The organism is Thermomonas paludicola (genome assembly GCF_024498955.1).
Taxonomy (GTDB): domain Bacteria; phylum Pseudomonadota; class Gammaproteobacteria; order Xanthomonadales; family Xanthomonadaceae; genus Thermomonas; species Thermomonas paludicola.
Map to the genome: position 1 here is coordinate 2,040,733 of NZ_CP093311.1, position 18,926 is coordinate 2,059,658.

13 protein-coding genes are annotated in these 18,926 nt (G+C 68.7%); 6 read left to right on the forward strand and 7 right to left on the reverse strand.

What is annotated here, in order from left to right; genetic code table 11:
* Nucleotides 1-2 precede the first annotated feature (2 nt).
* Nucleotides 3-1,016, forward strand: a complete 1,014-nt coding sequence (locus tag LIW09_RS09605) for a polyprenyl synthetase family protein (RefSeq protein WP_256645409.1) — start codon at nucleotides 3-5, stop codon at nucleotides 1,014-1,016.
* A gap of 6 nt (nucleotides 1,017-1,022) precedes the next feature.
* Here the strand turns inward: LIW09_RS09605 and LIW09_RS09610 are convergent, their stop codons facing one another.
* The 4 genes from LIW09_RS09610 to LIW09_RS09625 all read right to left on the reverse strand — a co-directional run bounded on the left by LIW09_RS09610 (nucleotide 1,023) and on the right by LIW09_RS09625 (nucleotide 7,317).
* Nucleotides 1,023-1,805, reverse strand: a complete 783-nt coding sequence (locus LIW09_RS09610; RefSeq protein WP_256645410.1) for a dienelactone hydrolase family protein — start codon at nucleotides 1,803-1,805, stop codon at nucleotides 1,023-1,025.
* A 105-nt stretch (nucleotides 1,806-1,910) separates the two neighbouring features.
* Nucleotides 1,911-3,308: a UDP-N-acetylmuramoyl-L-alanine--D-glutamate ligase gene (gene murD / locus LIW09_RS09615; protein ID WP_256647210.1), complete on the reverse strand. Its 1,398-nt coding sequence runs from the start codon at nucleotides 3,306-3,308 to the stop codon at nucleotides 1,911-1,913.
* Nucleotides 3,309-3,312: 4 nt separating this feature from the next.
* Entirely contained in the window at nucleotides 3,313-4,674 is a 1,362-nt protein-coding gene (gene murL, locus LIW09_RS09620) for a UDP-N-acetyl-alpha-D-muramoyl-L-alanyl-L-glutamate epimerase (protein WP_256645411.1), read from the reverse strand.
* A gap of 27 nt (nucleotides 4,675-4,701) precedes the next feature.
* Complete coding sequence (locus LIW09_RS09625; RefSeq protein ID WP_256645412.1) at nucleotides 4,702-7,317, reverse strand: bifunctional aspartate kinase/diaminopimelate decarboxylase; 2,616 nt, start codon at nucleotides 7,315-7,317, stop codon at nucleotides 4,702-4,704.
* A gap of 90 nt (nucleotides 7,318-7,407) precedes the next feature.
* Between LIW09_RS09625 and LIW09_RS09630 the strand changes: the two genes are divergently transcribed.
* Nucleotides 7,408-8,274 carry a PhzF family phenazine biosynthesis protein gene (locus tag LIW09_RS09630; RefSeq protein ID WP_256645413.1) on the forward strand — a complete coding sequence of 289 codons (867 nt, stop codon included), beginning with the start codon at nucleotides 7,408-7,410 and terminating at the stop codon, nucleotides 8,272-8,274.
* 35 nt (nucleotides 8,275-8,309) lie between these two features.
* Nucleotides 8,310-9,191, forward strand: a complete 882-nt coding sequence (locus LIW09_RS09635; RefSeq protein WP_256645414.1) for a PhzF family phenazine biosynthesis protein — start codon at nucleotides 8,310-8,312, stop codon at nucleotides 9,189-9,191.
* 55 nt (nucleotides 9,192-9,246) lie between these two features.
* Here LIW09_RS09635 and LIW09_RS09640 read toward each other — a convergent pair whose 3' ends face one another.
* Nucleotides 9,247-10,698: a pyridoxal phosphate-dependent decarboxylase family protein gene (locus tag LIW09_RS09640; RefSeq protein WP_256645415.1), complete on the reverse strand. Its 1,452-nt coding sequence runs from the start codon at nucleotides 10,696-10,698 to the stop codon at nucleotides 9,247-9,249.
* A 160-nt stretch (nucleotides 10,699-10,858) separates the two neighbouring features.
* Between LIW09_RS09640 and LIW09_RS09645 the strand changes: the two genes are divergently transcribed.
* Complete coding sequence (locus tag LIW09_RS09645; RefSeq protein ID WP_256645416.1) at nucleotides 10,859-12,712, forward strand: ABC transporter ATP-binding protein; 1,854 nt, start codon at nucleotides 10,859-10,861, stop codon at nucleotides 12,710-12,712.
* Nucleotides 12,713-12,745: 33 nt separating this feature from the next.
* Here the strand turns inward: LIW09_RS09645 and recQ are convergent, their stop codons facing one another.
* Together recQ and LIW09_RS09655 are read right to left on the reverse strand one after the other, a co-directional pair.
* A complete protein-coding gene (recQ, locus tag LIW09_RS09650) occupies nucleotides 12,746-14,566 on the reverse strand; it encodes a DNA helicase RecQ (RefSeq protein WP_256645417.1) in 1,821 nt (606 codons plus the stop codon).
* A 24-nt stretch (nucleotides 14,567-14,590) separates the two neighbouring features.
* Nucleotides 14,591-16,114: a serine hydrolase gene (locus LIW09_RS09655; protein ID WP_256647211.1), complete on the reverse strand. Its 1,524-nt coding sequence runs from the start codon at nucleotides 16,112-16,114 to the stop codon at nucleotides 14,591-14,593.
* 233 nt (nucleotides 16,115-16,347) lie between these two features.
* Here LIW09_RS09655 and LIW09_RS09660 point away from each other — a divergent pair, with 233 nt between their 5' ends.
* Both LIW09_RS09660 and LIW09_RS09665 read left to right on the forward strand, forming a co-directional pair.
* Nucleotides 16,348-17,295: a DMT family transporter gene (locus tag LIW09_RS09660; protein ID WP_256645418.1), complete on the forward strand. Its 948-nt coding sequence runs from the start codon at nucleotides 16,348-16,350 to the stop codon at nucleotides 17,293-17,295.
* Nucleotides 17,296-17,320: 25 nt separating this feature from the next.
* The gene (locus LIW09_RS09665) at nucleotides 17,321-18,922 is read left to right on the forward strand and encodes an ExeA family protein (RefSeq protein ID WP_256645419.1); all 1,602 of its coding nucleotides are present in this window, start codon (nucleotides 17,321-17,323) and stop codon (nucleotides 18,920-18,922) included.
* Nucleotides 18,923-18,926 lie beyond the last annotated feature (4 nt).

The following is an 18,926-nucleotide window of genomic DNA, read 5'->3' on the forward strand; positions in this document are numbered from 1 at the left end:
TCATGACTGCTTCCAGCACCAGCAATGCCCTGCCCGACCTCAAGGCGATCCAGGCCCTGGCCTCGGCAGACATGGCCGCGCTGGATTCACTGATTCGCCAGCGGCTGGCCTCGGACGTGGTGCTGATCAACCAGATCGCCGAATACATCATCGGGGCGGGCGGCAAGCGGTTGCGACCGATGCTGCTGCTGCTGGCGGCCGGGGCGCTGGGCGACGCGCAGGGCAAGGGCGTCGGCGGCGACGCCCACCAGCTGGCGGCGGTGGTGGAGTTCATCCACACCTCCACCCTGTTGCATGACGACGTGGTCGATGAATCCGACCTGCGCCGCGGCCGCAAGACCGCCAATGCGGTATGGGGCAATGCGGCCAGCGTGCTGGTCGGCGATTTCCTGTACTCGCGCAGCTTCCAGCTGATGGTGGAGCTGGAGCGGATGGACGTGCAGAAAATCCTGGCCGACACCACCAACACCATCGCCGAGGGCGAGGTGCTGCAGCTGCTGCACGTGCGCAACCCGGACACCGACGAAGCCGCCTACCTGCGGGTGATCGAACGCAAGACCGCGATCCTGTTCGCCGCCGCCACCCGCCTGGGCGCGCTGCTGGCCGGCGCCGACGCCGCCACCCAGCAGGCCCTGCACGACTACGGCCTGAACCTTGGCTATGCCTTCCAGATCGCCGACGACGTGCTGGACTACGCTTCCAATGCCGTCACGCTGGGCAAGAACCTGGGCGATGACCTCGCCGAAGGCAAGATGACCCTGCCGTTGATTCACGCGATGGCGCACAGCGACGATGCCACCCGCGCCGAGCTGCGCCGGATCGTCGAACACGGCGACATCGACGGCATGCCGGCGGCACTGGCCGCCATCGATGCCTGCAACAGCCTGGCCTACAGCCGCCAGCGCGCAATGGACTACGCGCGCGCCGCCGAGGACGCGCTGGCCGGGCTTGCACGCGGAAACCACACCGCAGCGCTGCTGGGGCTGGCGCACCACGCGGTCAATCGCGACCACTGACGCGGGTTACTCGCGCAGCGCAAATCGCCCGGCAAAGAAGCCGTGCATCATCGCGTAGGCGCGGCGTGCGGCACGCGGGTCGTACTTGCAGCCGGGCTTGTTGGCTGTCTCCAGCGCGAAGCAGTGCACCGCACCGCCGAAGTTGACGAACTGCCAATCCGCGCCCGCGCTGTCCATTTCATCTTCGAACGGCACGATCGCCGCCTTCTGGCTTTGGTCTGCGGCGCCGTTCAACACCAGGATGGGCGTCTTGATGGTGCCCGGCGTCGCCGGACGTTCGGTGTGCAGCCCGCCGTGGAAAGTCACGATGCCGGCCAGCTTGACGCCGCTGCGCGCCAGTTCCAGCACCGATGAGCCGCCGAAGCAGAAGCCGAACGCACCGATTCGCGTGGCATCCAGCGGCACCACCGAGGCTTGCGCCTTGAAGGCATCCAGCGCTGCCTGCATGCGCGCGCGCATCAGCTCCGGCTTCGGATACAGCCCCTGCACCTGCGCCAGCGCCTGCTTGTCGTCGGCCGGGCGCACGCCCGCGCCGTACATGTCCACCACGAACACCACGTAGTCGCTACCAGCCTGCTGCCTGGCCTTGTCCAGCGCGGCGGGGGTGACGCCGTACCAGTCCGGCACCATCAGCAAGCCGGGGCGCATCGCCTTCGATGCATCGTCATACACCACGTAGCCGCTGAAGCGATCCTTGCCCTGCGTCCATTCGACAGGCTTTGCCTGCATGGCGGCGAAGGCGGGGGCGGCGGCGAACAGCAGTCCGAAAGCGAGCAGGAGGCGGCGCATGGGGATGGCTCCGGTGGCGATCTGCCTACGCTACCGGAGTTGGGTTTAGTTGGCGTGAACCTATCCCCCGTCATTCCCGCGAAGGTGGGAATGACGGGCAAACGCTTAGGCGATGCCCATGCCCTGGATGCCGGAAATCGCGTCCGGATCGAAGCCGGCCAATTCGGCGAAATGGCGGCCGCGCGCCACGTAGTTGCGGTACGGGCCGAAGCTGGGCGCGCCGGGCGACAGCAGCACCACGCCGCCGTCCGGCAGCGCGGCGCGGGCCTTGCCCATCGCCTCGGCCAGGTCGCCGGCGGCTGCCAGCGTGAAGCCGGCCTGCGCCGCAACGGGCGCCAGCAGCGCGTGGATGCGCGGGCCGTTCTGCCCCATCGTCACCACCGCGTCCGGCGCGCGCAGGCGCATCGCGTCGGCGAACGCGTCCCACGGCAGGCCGCGGTCGTGGCCGCCGACCAGCACCGCCACCGGCCGATCCGCGTACAACTCGAGCGCGGCCAGCGTCGCCATCGGCGTGGTGCTGATCGAATCGTTGACGTAGAGGATGCCGTCGCGCTCGCCCAGCGGCTGCAAGCGATTGGGCAGCGGCTGGAAGCTGGCCGCGTGCGTGGCCAGTGCCGCCGCATCGAGGCCGAACGCGTCCAGCGCGGTCAGCACCGCGCACAGGTTGCTGCGGTTGTGGCGACCGGGCAGCGGCAACGTGGCGGTGTCCATCACGAAGGCATCGCCGCGATGCAGCGCATCGCCGCGCAGGTGCCAGCCGCGCGCGTCGCCATACCAATGAATCTCGCTGTCCGGCAGCTGCAGTTTCGCCAGCAGCGGATCGGCCGCATTCAACACGGCGATGCGCGGCTGCGCCTCCATCACCAGCGCCAGCTTGTCGGCGATGTAGCGCGCCTCGCTGCCGTGCCAGTCCAGGTGCTCCGGGTGCAGGTTGGTGACGATGGCGATGTGCGGCCGGGCGCCTGCCGCGGCGACGTCGCGGGTCTGGTAGCTGGAGAGTTCGATGGCCCAGGCTTCGGCATCGCCGTCCAGCAGTTCCAGCAGCGGCACGCCGATGTTGCCGCACAGGGCGGTGCGCAGCCCGGCCGCACGCAGCAGGTGCGCCAGCAGCGACGTGGTGGTGCTCTTGCCCTTGGTGCCGGTGACGCAGATCGCGTTCGCCACTTCGCCGCCGGCATCGGCACGCTCGGCGAACCACAGCGCGGTGCCGCCGAGGAAGCGGGTGCCGCGCTGCGCGGCGAATGCGGCCTCCGGCCTGTAGGGGCTGATGCCGGGCGACTTCACCACCACCTCGAACGCGGCGAGGCGCTCGCCGGTGGCGGCATGCTCGATGGACAGCAGCGGGTCGCCAAGACCGGCCGCTTCGGCCGCTTCCGCCTCGCTGCAGAACAACGTCAACGGCAGCGCAGACAGGCGCGCGCGCAAGGCCGTGTGGGCGGCGCGCCCTTCATGCCCCCAGCCCCACAGCGCCACGCGGCGACCGGACAGGTCGTCGATGCGCAGCCGCTCAGGCAGCGAAGCGGACACGCAGGCGCTCCCACAGCGCGGCGGGAATGCGATGGTCGTTGTCCAGTGCCAGCAGCGGCTCGATGGCGAGCCCAGCCGCGTCCAGCTGCGGTTCGATCTGTTTTGCGAAGCGCTTCACCACCGCGTCCTCGCGCCAGTCCGGGCGCTGCGCCAGCGTCGCCATCGCCGCGCGCGACTCGCGGCCCTCGCCCACGCACTCGAACGGCTTGTGGTCGCCGTATTCCAGCAGCGCGTCGAAGCCGGGCACCTGCGCCGGATCGTCCAGCAGGTTGCGGCCGACGATGCCGACCAGCCGCAGCTTGGGCATGAACGGCGCCAGCGCCAGGAACACGAAGTGGCACTTCGGGCAGACCCCGCACCAGCGGCTGGTGGGGCGCTCGCCGAGGATGTGGAAGTTGCGGTTGCAGCTGGAGAAATACGCGTCGTAGCGGTCCGTCCTGGCGAACTGCCGCGCCACCGCCAGCTCGCTCAGCGGGCGCAACAGCGAGTAGTAGTGCAGGTCGGCGGCCACGTGCGACTGCAGGTAGTCGCCGAACGCCGATTCGAACGCCCAGCCCTTGGACCACTGGTGGTTGACCTCGCCGGTGCCGGGGATCTGCGAGCCGTAGCTGGCCGAGCGCTCGTTGGAGAACACCACCTGGTCGACGCCCAGCAGCACCGCGGCGAAGGCCATGATCGCCGAGTTCACCGCGGTCACCGGGATGTGGCCGTTCCACGCGCCCTGGCGGTTGAATTCGAACAGCTGCGGCGCCAGCTGGCGGCCGATGTTGAGCGTGGGGAGGCCGGTGTGCGCGGCGCAGGCGGCGATCAGCTGCGAACCGCCGATCCACGTCACCGTCTGGGCGACGCCCTCGGCGCACAGCGCCTCGATGCTGACCAGCGAGTCCTTGCCGCCGCCGATGGCGACCAGCGCGTGCGGGCGCAGGCCGAGCCCGGGTGCGGGCAGCGAGGGCGCGGCGTCAGCCGGAAAGCGGATCCTGCCGCGCAGGTCCAGCCCGTTGCGGTAGGCGAATTCGCCCAGCCCGTTGCGGTAGACAGTCTGCAGCAACGCGGCGGTGTCGGCGTCGATGGCGTAATCGTCGAGGCGGATCTCGCCCGGCACCGCCGCCTTGTAGTAGCTCACGCCGGCGATCAGGTGCAGCAGGCGCAGCGCGCGCAGCGCAGCGGCGGCACGCGCTTCGTCCAGCGCGAACGGCGCGCCCGGCAAGGTGACCGTCTCGGTCAGTTCCGGGCCGTCGTCGAAGGCATACACCAATTGCGCCACGCCGGTCTGCGCGTCGAAGGCGCAGCGGACGAAGCGGAACGTGCGGATGGTGTCGCGGTTGAAAATCCAGTCGGTCATGGTTGCTCGATAGCTTTGCTGCGCGGTTCAACCCGCGTCCGGAAGGACGGCTTCCGCCGGCAGCGTGCGCAGATTGTAGGCGCTGGCCATGCTGAAGCCGTAGGCGCCGGCGTCGGCGATCAGCATCACGTCGTCCGGCGCGGTGGTGGCGGGCAGCTTGACCCGGTGGCCGAACACGTCGCTGGACTCGCAGATCGGCCCGACCACGTCGAAATCGCGCTGCGCGCCATCGTCCAGCCGCGACAGGTTGTGGATGTCGTGCCACGCGTCGTACAGCGCCGGGCGGATCAGCGCGTTCATGCCGGCGTCCAGCCCGACCCGCAGCACCCCGTCCTTCTCCACCACCTGGGTCGCGCGCGCCAGCAGCACGCCGGCCTCGGCCACCAGGAAGCGGCCGGGCTCGATCGCCAGCTGGAAGGCCGGATGCACCGCCTTGATCGCGGCCAGTCCCGCCGCCCAGGTGTCGAGGTCGAACGGCTCGTCGTCGTCGGTGTAGGGAATCGGCAGGCCGCCGCCGATGTCCAGCACTTCCACGCTGCCGATGCGGCGGGCGAAGCCGGCCAGCTCGTCCACCACTTCCTGCCAGTGGCCGACGGTTTCGATGCCGCTGCCCAGGTGCGCGTGCAGGCCGGTGATGCGCACGTCCAGCGCGCGCGCGGCCTGCGCGAACTCCTCCACCCGCTGCGCGGACAGGCCGAACTTGGCCTCCTTGCCGCCGGTGTTGACCTTCTCGTGGTGGCCATCGCCGTGGCCGAGGTCGATGCGCAGCCACAGCGCGCGGCCGCGGAACACCTCCGGCCAGCGGCGCAGCAGCTCCACGTTGTCCACGGTGACGGTGACGCCGCGCGCCAGCGCCGCCTCGTACTCGTTGATCGGCGCGAAGCTGGGCGTGAACAGCACGCGCTGCGGATCGAAGTCCGGCAGCGCCGCGAACACGCGTTCGAGTTCACCCAGCGAGACGCATTCCAGCCCGAAGCCTTCCTCCGCCAGCGTGCGCAGGATGGCCGGGTGCGAGTTGGCCTTGATCGCGTAGTAGCAGCGATCCACCGCGGCGATCGCCTTGAGCTGGCGCGCGCGTTCGCGCACCGTGGGCAGGTGGTAGACGTAGCGCGGGGTGCCGGCCTGCGCCAGGTGCAGCAGCGCGTCGCGCTCGCCCGGCGCCTTCCACCACGGCGTCGGGCGCGGGCGCAGCGCACCGATGATCTCGCGCCAGCGCGGGCCGAACACGGCGTCCTCGTACACCGGCATCGCGCCGGAATCGATCAGCGCGGCGTGCAGCTTCGGCAGCATGCCGTCGGCGGCGGCCTCGTCCACCACGAAGGTGAGGTTGAGGTCGTTCGAGGACTGCGAGATCAGGTGCACGTTCTCGCGCCCGAACATCGCCCACACGTCCTGCAACTTGTGCAGCAGCGAGCGCATGCCGCGCCCCACCAGCGTGATGGCGGCGCAGGGCACGATCACCTTGACCCGGCAGATCGCCGACAGGTCGGCCGACAGCGCAGCCAGCACGTCGGTGTTGACCAGGTTCTCGGAGGGATCCAGCGAGACGGTGACGTTGGTTTCCGCCGAACCGATCAGATCCACCGACAGCCCATGCTGCTTGAACAGCGCGAACACGTCGGCCAGGAAGCCCACCTGCTGCCACATGCCGATGCCTTCCATCGACACCAGCACGATGCCGTTGCGGCGGCTGATCGCCTTCACCCCGGGGACGGGCTCCGCCGCATCATCAATGCTGGTGCCGGGCAGGTGCGGGCGCTCGGTATCGAGGATCGCCATCGGCACGCCGCTGTTGCGGCAGGGCCGCAGCGCGCGCGGGTGCAGCACCTTGGCGCCGGTAGTGGCGATTTCCTGCGCCTCGTAATAGTCCAGCCGGGTCAGCAGGCGCGCGTCCGGCACCTCGCGCGGATTGGCGCTGAACATGCCGGGCACGTCGGTCCAGATCTCCACCCGGCGGGCGCCGAGCAGCGCGCCGAAATAGGCGGCCGAGGTATCCGAGCCGCCGCGCCCGAGGATCGCGGTGCCGCCGTCCTGGTGCCGGGAAATGAAACCTTGCGTGATGAGCAGGCGTGTGGGCTGCGATGCGAAATGCACGCGCCAGTCTTCGCTGCCCTGCCAGCGGCAGTTCACCGACAGCCGCTGCGACCACGCGCTCTGGTTGGGCTGCGGCGGCAGCGCATCGAGCCAGTCGCGCGCATCCATCCAGCCGATGTCCAGGCCCTGCGCGCGCAGGTAGGCAGCCCCTATCGTGGACGACAGCAACTCGCCCTGCCCCAGCACCTCGGCCTGCCAGTCCAGCGTGCGCGTGGCCGCGCGCGGATCGTCCAGCAGCGCGCGCAGCGCGGACAGCCGCTCGCCCAGCACTGCATCGGCATCAAGCTCGAGCTCGGCGAGGAAGGCGCGATGCCGCGCATCGAGCCGGGCCACGCGCTCCGCGCCGTCGGCGGCACCGTCGGCAATCGCGGTCAGCTCGTTGGTGACGCCGGACAGCGCCGACACCACCACCAGCACCCGCGCATCGTTGTCCTTCGCCCTGCCCGCCACCAGCCGGCCGATGGTGTCCCAGCGCGTGCGTTTCGACACCGATGTTCCACCAAACTTGAGGACAAGCCAGCGATCGTCGGGCGCAAGAGTCGGGGACATGGATTCGGGGGAAATGAGAGAAGGGAAATACCGCCACTGCGGCTGTCAGGCATTCTAGCGAGCCAACACCGCCGAATAGTGCAGCGCAACATGATCCGTCGTTATATGCAATTGGACGTCTTCGCCTCCCGTCCCGGCCTGGGCAATCCGCTGGGTGTGGTGCTGGACGCAAACGACATGGACACCGCGGCGATGCAATCGCTGGCCGCGTGGCTGAACCTGTCGGAGACGGTGTTCTTCCTGCCGCCCGCCCCCGGCGCGGACTACCGCATCCGCATCTTCACCCCCGGCAGCGAGCTGCCGTTCGCTGGCCATCCCAGCGTGGGCGCGGCATGGGCAGCCGCGCAGCACGGGCTGGCGCAGCCGCGTGACGGCGCGCTGGTGCAGCAGTGCGGCGCCGGCCTCCTGCCGGTCCGCATCACCCCCGACGGCGGCACCAAGCTGCCATTCGTGCGCAGCCCGCGCGGCCGTGAACTGGCCCGGCAGGTGGCCCCATTGCCGGCCGGGCTGGACGCCATTGCCACGCCCGGACAGCCTGCGGCGCTCTGGCACAACGGCCCGGCGTGGTGGCTGGTCGAGGCCGCGTCGGCCAGCCAGCTGCGCAATTTCCGCCCGGACTTCTCTGCCATCGCGAACTGGAGCAATGCCACCCAGGCCACCGGCGTGGCGATGTTCGCCTTCGAATCGGCGGATGAGACCCAGCTGGTGGTGCGCGCGTTCTGCCCCGGCGATGCGGTCAACGTGCCGGAAGACCCGGTCACCGGCAGCGCCAACGCCGTGGTGGCCGCATGGCTGCATCAACAGGGCCGCATGCCCGGCCACGATGGCGCTTACGTCGCCAGCCAGGGCCGTGAGCTGGAGCGTGACGGCCGGGTCGCGGTACGGGTGGATGCAGACGGCGAGGTATGGATTGGCGGACGCGTGCAGCAGGTCATCGTCGGGCAATTGGACTGGTAACCTGCGCGACCCTCACGCCCCGCACCCCGCCCCTCATGAAGCGCCGCTACCTGCAACTTGACGTCTTCGCCTCTCGTCCCGGCAACGGCAACCCGCTGGCCGTGGTGCTGGATGCGCAGGGACTGGACGATGCCGCAATGCAAGCCATCGCGCGCTGGACGCGCCTGCCGGAAACCACCTTCGTGTGTCCGCCGACATCCGCGCAGGCAACCCATCGCATCCGCATGTTCAGCCCGCGTCGGGAAGTGCCGTTCGCCGGACATCCCAGCGTGGGCACCGCCCACGTGTTGCTGGATGCCGGACGGGTGACGCCACGCGACGGCCTGCTGGTGCAGGAAGGCGTGGCCGGCCTGCTGCCACTGCAGGTGCGTGGCGAAGGCGTGACGCGCACGATTGCGGTACGCACGCCGCGTGCCCGCGTGCAGGAAATCGCCGCGGCCGACGACACCCGCCTAGCCGCCGCGCTGGCCGGCCTGCAGCTGGGCGCGCTGCCGCCGGTGCTGATGGACGGCGGTCGCCGCTGGTGGCTGGTGGAACTGGCCAGCGAAGCGCACCTGCGCAGCATCAGGCCAAACTGGGAAGCGATCAGCACACTGGCGGAAGCGACCAGCAGCATGGGGGTATTCGTGTATGCGCGCAGCGCCGACCCCATCCACTATTTCGCCGTGCGTGCCTTCGTGGGCGCACCGGCGCATTTTGAAGATGCCGCCTCGGGCGCTGCCAACGCCACGCTGGCCGCGTGGCTGGCAGACCGCAACGCCCTGCCCGGCAGCGACGGGTTCTACCGGGTCAGCCAAGGCCGCGAAGTGGGACACGACGCGATCATCGAGCTGACGGTCGATGCCCACGGCGAGGTCTGGTCCGGTGGCCGCGCGGTGACCGTGGTGCGTGGCGAACTGGACTGGCCAGCGGCGTAAAAGCGCCGTCCCCAGCGCGGGCCGAAACCGAAAACCGGGCAGACCACCTCGCTGCTCATGCGTGCTTTGCTGCTTCCGCCAGCAGCAATGCCGTTTCCTCCGCCAGCTGCCGGACACAGATATCCATCTGTGCGCGCCGGGTGCGGAAGCTCAACACGCAGACGCGTGCCAGGAAACGCTCCCCCACCATCGCGCCGGTCACCATCACCTCGCCGCGCGCGGTGACGCGATCCATCAGCGCGCGCGTCGCCGTATTCTGCGCCGCCAGCGTCGCAAGCGCCGGGCTTTGCAGATGGAAGGCGAACAGCGACAGCTGCGGCATCGCATCCATCACCACGCCGGGAATCTGCGCCACCTGTTCGGCTGCCCACACCGCCAGCGCGCGCTTTTCCGCCAGCGCCGCGCGGTACTTCGCCGCGCCGAAGAACTTCACCGTCAGCCACACCCGCAACCCCGGGAATCCACGCGACAGGTCCGGCCCGTATTGGGCAGGATCGTAGAACTCGCTCTGGTTGTCCGGCAGATAGCCGGCCGTGGAACTGTGCAGGGCGCGCAGCGCTTCGCCATCGCGCACCAGCAGCGCGCCGGTGCCGTAGGGCAGGAACATGCCCTTGTGCGGATCGAGGGTGAGCGAATCCGCACGCGACAAACCACCAAGCAGCGGGCGCAACTCCGGCACCATGTGGAAGAAGCCGCCGTAAGCGCCATCCACGTGATGCCACAGGTGCTCGCGCGCGGCGACATCGGCCACTGCATCGATCGGATCCACCGCGCCGGTGTTGGTGGTGCCGGCGGTGGAGAACACCATGAAGGGCGTCAGGCCGGCGCCGCGATCAGCGACGATTGCACGCTCAAGGGCATCCACGCGCATGCGGAAGTCCTGATCCACCTCGACCACCCGCACGCGGTCATGCGCGATGCCGGCCAGTTTGGCCGCCTTGACCACGCAGTGATGGGTTTGCGAGCTCACATACAGCACGCCGGAACGGATGTCGTTCCCGAGCAGGCGTTCGCGCGCGCAGGCGATGGCGTTGAACATCGCCATCGAACCGCCGGTGGTGAACAGCCCGCGCGCGGCATCCGGGAACTGCATCCAGTTGCGCAGCCAGTCCAGTGCGTTGGCCTCCAGTTGCACCAGCGCCGGCGCCGCCTGCCAGACGCCGGTATAGCGGTTGGCGGCATCGGCGATGAAATCCGCCAAGGCCGCCGGATACACGCCGCCGCCCGGAATGTAGGCCATGTAGCCGGCATGGGCGGTGCCGAAGGCGCGCGGCATCCAGTCATCGAACAGCGGGGCCAGCAGCGATTCAAGCGCGGCACCGTGTTCAGGCGCGCCTTCGCGCAGGTCGCGGCACAGCGCCTCAATGCCGGCGTATTCGCCAAGGATGGGCGTGGATTGCAGCGCGGCCAGATGCCCCACCGCGCGCGCCACCACCAGATTTCCCATGGCCTGCATGTCGGCCGGTGACAGGTCCAGGTTCGCCAGATCAGCGGGTTCGGTATGCATCGGAACAGGATCCTCGTGGGATATAGCCGGCTTGGCAGGGACATGGAGCCGCGACGGAGTCCACCCGCGAACGCGAGCAAACCAGCGACGTGCAGGTGGCGGATCCACGCGTTGCGCGCATTCACATCCGCCGCACCCGATGATCGCTCACAATTGCGCGATGCCGCCACCCCTGCCCGCCTCCCGGATGAACATGCGCCAGCGCTTCAGCGCGATGCGCAACATTGCGCCGTTCCTGCGCGAAATATGGGGCACCAGCAGGCCGATGACGCTGGCCTCGATCGGCATCCGCCTGATCCGCGCATTCCTGCCGATCGCCACGCTGTTCGTCGGCAAGCTCATCATCGACGAAGCCGTGCACCTGCTTGGGCTTGGCGTCGAACACGAGCTCCTGCCTGCCTGGCATGCGGGACAACTCGACCATCTGGTCACGCTGCTGGCAATCGAGTTTGCGCTGGCGATTGGCGCCGACCTGCTGGGCCGGCTGGTGGCATACGTGGACACGCTGCTGTCCGAGCGCTTTACCAACGCGACCAGCATCCGCCTGATGGAACACGCGGCCACGCTGGATCTGGAAGACTTCGAGGACGCCGACCTGCAGGACAAGCTGGACCGTGCGCGGCGGCAGACAATGGGCCGCATGAACCTGCTCAGCCAGTTGTTCGGGCAGGCGCAGGACGTGATCACGGTCATCAGCTTCGCCGCTGGCCTGCTGGCGTATGCACCGTGGCTGATGCTGCTGCTGGCGGTGGCGCTGATTCCGGCGTTCATCGGCGAGTCGCATTTCAACGCGCTCAACTACGCGCTCAATTTCCAATGGACGCCGGAGCGCCGCCAGCTGGAATACCTGCGGCAGATGGGCGCCAGCGTGGACACTGCGAAAGAGGTCAAGATCTTCAACCTCAATCGCTTCTTCATCGAACGCTTCCGCTTCCTGTCCGACACGTTCTATGCGGGCAACAGGATCCTGGCCGGCAAGCGGGCGCTGTGGGGCACCTTGCTGGCGGCACTGGGCACGCTGGGCTATTACATCGCCTACGCCTACATCGCCTGGCGCACGGTGCGCGGCGACTTCAGCATCGGCGACCTGACCTTCCTGGCCGGCAGTTTCCGGCGCCTGCGCCAATTGCTGGAAAGCCTGCTGAGCGGGTTTTCGCAGGTCGCAAGCCAGGCGCTGTATCTGGATGACCTGTACTCGTTTTTCCGGATTGAAGCGAAAATCCGCAGCAAGCCGGATGCCATTCCCGTGCCGGCCCCGATCCGCAGCGGCTTCGTGTTCGACAATGTCGGCTTCCGCTACGAAGGCGCCGAGCGCTGGGCGCTGCGCGGGCTGAGCTTCGAACTGCATGCCGGCGAGGTGCTGGCGCTGGTCGGCGAGAACGGCGCCGGCAAGACCACGCTGGTCAAGCTGCTGGCGCGGCTCTACGACCCCGACGAAGGCCGCATTTTGCTGGATGGCCGCGATCTCAAGGAGTACGCCCTGGATGACCTGCGCGCCAACATCGGGGTGATCTTCCAGGACTTCGTGCGCTATCACCTGACCGCGGCGGAGAACATCGGCGTGGGCCAGATCGATGCCATGCACGACCGTGCCCGCATCGAACGCGCCGCGCATCGCGGCATGGCCGATGAAGTCATCGACAGCCTGCCGAAGGGCTTTGACCAGGTCATCGGCCGTCGCTTCAAGGATGGCGTGGATCTATCCGGCGGTCAGTGGCAAAAGGTCGCCATCGCGCGTGCGTACATGCGCGATGCGCAGGTGATGATCCTCGACGAACCCACCGCTGCGCTGGATGCGCGCAGCGAATTCGAGGTGTTCGAACGTTTCAAGGAACTCTCGGACAACCGCACCGCCGTGTTGATCAGCCATCGTTTCAGCAGCGTGCGCATGGCCGACCGCATCCTGGTGCTGGCCGAGGGCAAGCTGGAGGCCAGCGGCACGCATGAAGAATTGATGGCGCAGCACGGGCGCTATGCGGAATTGTTCGAATTGCAGGCATCCGGCTATCGCTGATGCCGCGCTTGCAGGCGGCGCTGGCGCCGCCGGTCAAACGACGTCCGTGTGCGCCTGCTGCAACAGCTGCAGTACCGCATCGCCGTAGCGTTCAAGCTTGCTGCTGCCGATGCCGGGAACTGCCGCCAGCTCGTGCAGGCCGCTTGGCGCCATGTCCGCAAGCGTGCGCAACGTGGCGTCGTGGAAAATCACGTACGCCGGCACGTCCTGTTCGCGTGCCATCTCCGCGCGCCATTCCCGCAGCGCGGCAAAGCGCAGGCCCGCCTCGGAGGACAGCGCCGACACTGGCGCGGCTGCGCGGCCGCGCGCGCGCGATCGCGATGCCCTGGGAGGATCCATGCGCATCCACAGCGTGCGTTCGCCTTTCAGCACAGGCGTTGCGGCGCCCGTCAGCCGCAGCGCGTTGTGGCGCTCGCTGTCGGCTTCCAGCATGCCCAGCGCCACCAGCTGGCGAAACACGCTGCTCCACTGCTTGACATCCATGTCCGCGCCAATGGCCCAGGTGGACAGCTGGTCATGGCCGAAGCGCTGCACCTTCTCGCTTTCCACGCCGCGCAGGATGTCGATGACGTGGCCCGCGCCGAAGCGCTGCCCGCTGCGATACACGCAGCTCAACGCCTTGCGCGCCGCCTGCGTGGCGTCCCAGCGTTCGGGCGGATTCAAGCAGTTGTCGCAGTTGCCGCAAGCACCGGGATGCGATTCGCCGAACCAGCCCAGCAGCGCCTGCCGCCGGCACTGGGTGGACTCGCAGAACCCCAGCAGCGCATCCAGCTTGCGCAGCTCCAGCTGCTTGCGCTCATCGCCCGCATCGGACAGCGCGATCAGCTGGCGCAGGTTCACCACGTCGCCCAGCCCGTAGCTCAACCATGCCTCGGCCGGCTCGCCATCGCGGCCGGCACGGCCGGTTTCCTGGTAATACCCCTCGATCGACTTGGGCAGGTCAACGTGCGCCACGAAGCGCACGTCGGGCTTGTCGATGCCCATGCCGAACGCGATCGTCGCCACCATCACCACACCGTCTTCCTGCAGGAAACGGCGCTGGTTGGCCGCGCGCACGTCCGCCGACATGCCCGCGTGGTAGGGCAGTGCCTTGATCCCCGCCTGCGCCAACTGCACGGCAATGCTCTCCACGCGCTTGCGCGAGAACGCATACACGATCCCGCTGTCGTCGGGATGGCTGGCGATCAGCTCCAGCAGGCCGCGCTGCCCGCTGCCGTCCTTCAGCACGACCCGATAGCGAATGTTGGGGCGGTCGAAGGAGCTGACGAACTGCTGCGCATCCTCCAGCGCCAGCCGCTCGGCGATTTCAGCGCGGGTGGGCGCGTCGGCGGTGGCGGTCAGCGCGATGCGCGGCACCTGCGGCCAGCGCTCGTGCAGCACGGTGAGTTCGCGGTATTCACGGCGGAAATCGTGGCCCCATTGCGAAACGCAGTGGGCTTCGTCGATCGCGAACAGGGCGATTTTCGCCCGATCCAGCAGCGCCATGCAGCGCGGCGTCAGCAGGCGCTCCGGCGCGACGTAGAGCAGGTCAAGCTGGCCATCCAGCAACGCGTCCTCTACCTCGCGCGCAGTCGCCGCATCCAGCGTTGAATTGAGGAAGGCTGCGCGCACGCCCAATTGGCGCAACGCGTCGACCTGGTCTTGCATCAGTGCAATCAGCGGCGAGACGACGATGCCGCAACCCTGGCGCAGCAAGGCCGGCAACTGGTAGCACAGCGACTTGCCGCCGCCGGTGGGCATCAGCACCAGGGCGTCGCCGCCCCGGGTGACGCAGTCAATGATGCGCGCCTGTTCGCCGCGAAAACCGGGGTGACCGAAGGTGGTGCGGAGGATGTCGAGTGCGGCGGAGTCCATCTGCACCACGATACCAAGCCGCCTTTATTTCGTCGCCACCGGCACCAGCCGCAGGTCCTGGAAGTCGAAGCTGAAATCGGTCAGCGGCGACACCGGCTGCATCCGCACCTCGCGGATCGCGCCATCGGCATCCAGCGAGAAATTGACGAAGGCATCGGCGTTCAGGCCGCGGTCGCGCCAGCGCACGATGAAACTGTCGTGCTGCCAGTGCTCGATGTCGCCCAGCAGCTCGGCGGTCTTGCCGAACTGCATCTCCAGCCCCTTCGCGCCCTGGCGGATGACGACGTCGCCGTACCACGGGTCGCGGTAGGTGCCGGCGTACTTCACCAGCGGCAGCGAGGGCTTGCTGGCCGTGTCGCGGGCGGCGACGTGCTTCTGCCAGTCGGCGTCGGCGTTGCCCTGCGATTTCTCGAAGGCGATGCCGTAGCCCTTCAGCCAGTCGTGGCCGCCGTTGCCCAGCATCATGTCCAGCGCTTCGTAGGTGATCGCATTGAAGGCGACGCCGACCTCGGCGCTGGTCAGCACCACCACGCCGATCTTCTCGTTGGGCAGCAGGGTCAGGCGCGACACCTGCCCCGGCCAGCCACCGGTGTGCCAGACCAGCTTGTGGCCGGCGTAATCGGACAGGTTCCAGCCCTGGCCGTAGCCCATCGCGTTCGGCGTCGCCGCGGCCAGTTCCGGGATGGAGGGCTTGCCGACCGGAATCGGCGTCAGCACCGTCCACATCTCGCGCTGGCGCTGCTCGGAGAACAGGCGCTTGCCGCCGCTGCCGGGAATCTCGCCGCCGGCCAGCTGCGCGTTCATCCATTTGCTCAGGTCGTGCACGCTGGAATAGAGGCCGCCCGCGCCGGACACGTTGCGCCAGGTGGTGACGCCGACCGGGCGCAGGTCCTTGAAGTCGAACTTGGCGTTGCCCACCGCCACGTTGTCGCCGGGCTTCAGGTCGTCGCCGTTGAAGCGCGTCTCGGTCATCCCCAGCGGTTGCCAGATGCGGGTTTGCAGGAACTGGCGGTACGACATGCCCGACGCTTCCTCGATCACCAGGCTGGCCACCCCGAACAGGATATTGTCGTAGGCGTACTGCTCGCGGAAGCCGCCGGTCAGCGGCACGTCCTTGAGCCGCTCGGCGACCTCGCGGCTGGAATACGTGGTGGTGGGCCAGTACAGCAGGTCGCCGGCGCCCAGGCTCAGGCCGCTGCGGTGCGCCAGCAGGTCGCGGATGCGCATCTCGCGGGTGACGTAGGCGTCGCTCATGCGGAACCACGGCAGGTGGTCGATGACCCGGTCGGTGGTCGCAAGCTTGCCGTCGTCCTGCAGGATGTTCAGCGCGGCCGCGGTGAACGCCTTGGTGTTGGACGCGATGGCGAACATGGTGTGTTCGTCCACTTTCGCGGGCTTGCCCAACTCGCGCACGCCGTAGCCTCGCGCCATCACCACCTGGCCGTCCTTGACGATGGCCACCGCCACGCCCGGCACGTCGAACTGCTTCTGCACCGCTTCGACGTAGGTATCGAAGCGGGCCAGCCGCGCCGCATCCGGCAGCATCATCTGCAAGGGTGCCGCGGTATCGTCGATGCGCACCGGAGGCGCCTGCTGTGCCAGCACCGGCGCGGCGGTGGTCAAGGTCAGGGCCAGCGCGATGGCCAGCGTGGTGATGCGCATGACGGACACTCCCAACGGTCGAAAGCGCCGAGTATGCCGGCGCCGGCGCCAGCACGCGATGCGCCATCGGTCACGCCTGCCCTCTCCCGCCGGGATGCGCGCACCCTGATAATGCGCGGATGGCCGACTCCCACACCACCCGCGCGCTCTGGCAGATCCACTTCTGCGTGCTGCTGTGGGGTTTCACCGCGATCCTCGGGAAACTCATCACGCTGCCTGCACTGCCGCTGGTGTGGTGGCGGATGTTGCTGGTCGTCGCCGCGCTGGCGCTGCTGCCCAAGGTCTGGCGCGGGCTGGCGGCAATGCCGACCCGCACGCGCTGGGCCTATGCCGGCATCGGCGCGCTGGTGGCACTGCACTGGCTGACGTTCTACGGCGCCATCAAACTGGCCAACGCCTCGGTGGCCGCCACCTGCCTTGCCTTCGCCACCCCGATGACCGCGCTGGTGGAACCGCTGCTCACCCGCCAGCGCTTCCGTCCGGGCGACCTGCTGCTGGGCCTGGCCTCACTGCCCGGCATCTGGCTGGTGGTTGGCGGCGTTCCGGTGAACATGCACGCCGGGATCGTGGCCGGGGTTGCGTCGGCGGCGCTGGTGGCGCTGTTCGGCACCCTCAACAAGCGCATGGTGGATGCCGGCGATCCCTTGACCGTCACCGCGCTGGAGCTCGGCGCAGGCACCCTGGTCCTGACCCTGCTTGCTCCGCTGATGCCGCGCCTGATCCCCGCGTTCGCCGGGCCGCTGCTGGTGCTGCCAACCGGCATGGACGCGCTGTGGATGCTGCTGCTGTCGATGGCCTGCACCCTGCTGCCATTCGCCTTGTGCCTGGTCGCGCTGCGCCACCTGTCGGCGTTCACCGCGCAACTGTCGGTGAACCTGGAGCCGGTGTATGCCATCGTGCTGGCGGCGGTGCTGTTCCACGAGCAGCAGGAACTGACCGGCACGTTCTACCTGGGCGTGGCCATCATCCTCGGCGTGGTGTTCGCCCAGGGACTGCTGGCAAGCCGGCGCAAACCCGCCCATGCCGAGCAGATCGGCGTGAGCGAAACTCACCACGTCGCCGACTGACGCCAAGACATGGCAGGCTAGGCGAATGTATCTGCGCTACTACGGCCTCAACGAGCCGCCCTTTTCCATCACCCCGGACCCGCGCTTCGTGCATCTGAGCGAGCGCCACCGGGACGCCTTGGCCCACCTGCTGTTCGGCATCGACAAGGGCGGCAGCGGCGGCTTCGTGCAGTTGACCGGCGAGGTCGGCACCGGCAAGACCACGCTCAGCCGCCTGCTGCTGGAACAACTGCCGGAGCACGCGCGCATCGCGCTGGTCCTGAACCCCCGCCAGAACGCGATCGAATTGCTGGAAACCATCTGCGAGGAGCTGCGCCTCGACATCGACGGCAAGCGCGGCAGCAGCAAGGCGCTGATCGACACGCTCAACGCGTTCCTGCTGGATGCCTATGCCCACGGCCTGCGCGTGGTGGTGTTGATCGACGAAGCGCAAAACCTGCCAGCGGAGACCCTGGAACAGGTGCGCTTGCTGACCAACCTGGAAACCGATACCCAAAAGCTCCTGCAGGTGCTGCTGCTGGGTCAGCCCGAACTGCGCACGCTGCTGGCGCGCCCGGAACTGCGCCAGCTGGCGCAGCGCATCACCGCACGCTTCCACCTGCAACCCCTGGATGCGCGCGAAGCCGACGCCTACCTGCGCCATCGCTGGCGCGTTGCGGGCGGCACGCGTTTCCCGTTCGATGCCAAGGCGGTGCAGCGCCTGCACCAGCGCGCCGGCGGCGTGCCGCGCCTGCTCAACGTGATCGCCGAGCGTGCGTTGCTGGCTGGATATGCGCGCGACGCCATCAGCATCGATGCCAGGCTGGTGGATCTTGCAGCCGACGAAGTGCTGCCACCCAAGCTGACGCCGCACCGGCACGGCGCGTGGCTTGCGGCGATCGGCGGCGTGCTCGCCCTTGGCCTGCTGGCGCTGTGGTGGCGTGGCCACCGCGCTGCATCCCCCTTGCCCGCGCCACCCGTTGCCGCCGCCCGGCAGGGCGCTTCCGGCATCGCTGCCACGCACAGCGCAAACCCCGATGCCGCAGCACTTGCGCGACTGCTCGCCAACCAGGCCAACACGCTGGTACCGGCATGGCAGCAGCTGCTGGGGCTGTGGTCGCTGCCCGCAGATGCCGTCACCATCGACCCCGCCGGCCCCTGCACGCCGGCAGGCACGCAGCCGGAACTGCACTGCGTGCAGGGCCGCGCGCGGCTGGACACGTTGACGGCGGTGGATCGGCCACTGCTCCTGCATCTGCGCGAAGGCGGCGCCGAGGCGTGGGCGCTGCTGCTGGGCGCCGACGCCCGCAACGTGCGCCTGCGCATCGGCGCGCAAACGATCCACGTGGATCGCCTGCTGCTGCAGGCACACTGGGACGGCAGCTATGCCGGCCTGTGGCGCGGCCCGGCGATGCTGGAGACGCCGCCGATGCCCGGCAACAGCGGCCCCACGGTGGATTGGCTGTGGCTGCGCGTCCTGCCCGATGCGGCCACACCGGGCGCGCCCTACAACGCGACGTTGCGCAGTGCGGTGCGCGACGTGCAAAACGCGCGCGGCTTGCCGAGCGACGGCATTGCCGGTTCGTTGACCTTGATGGCACTGGCCAACGGCCTGCCCGGCCCGCACCTGCTGCGGGCGCTGGAGTAATTGC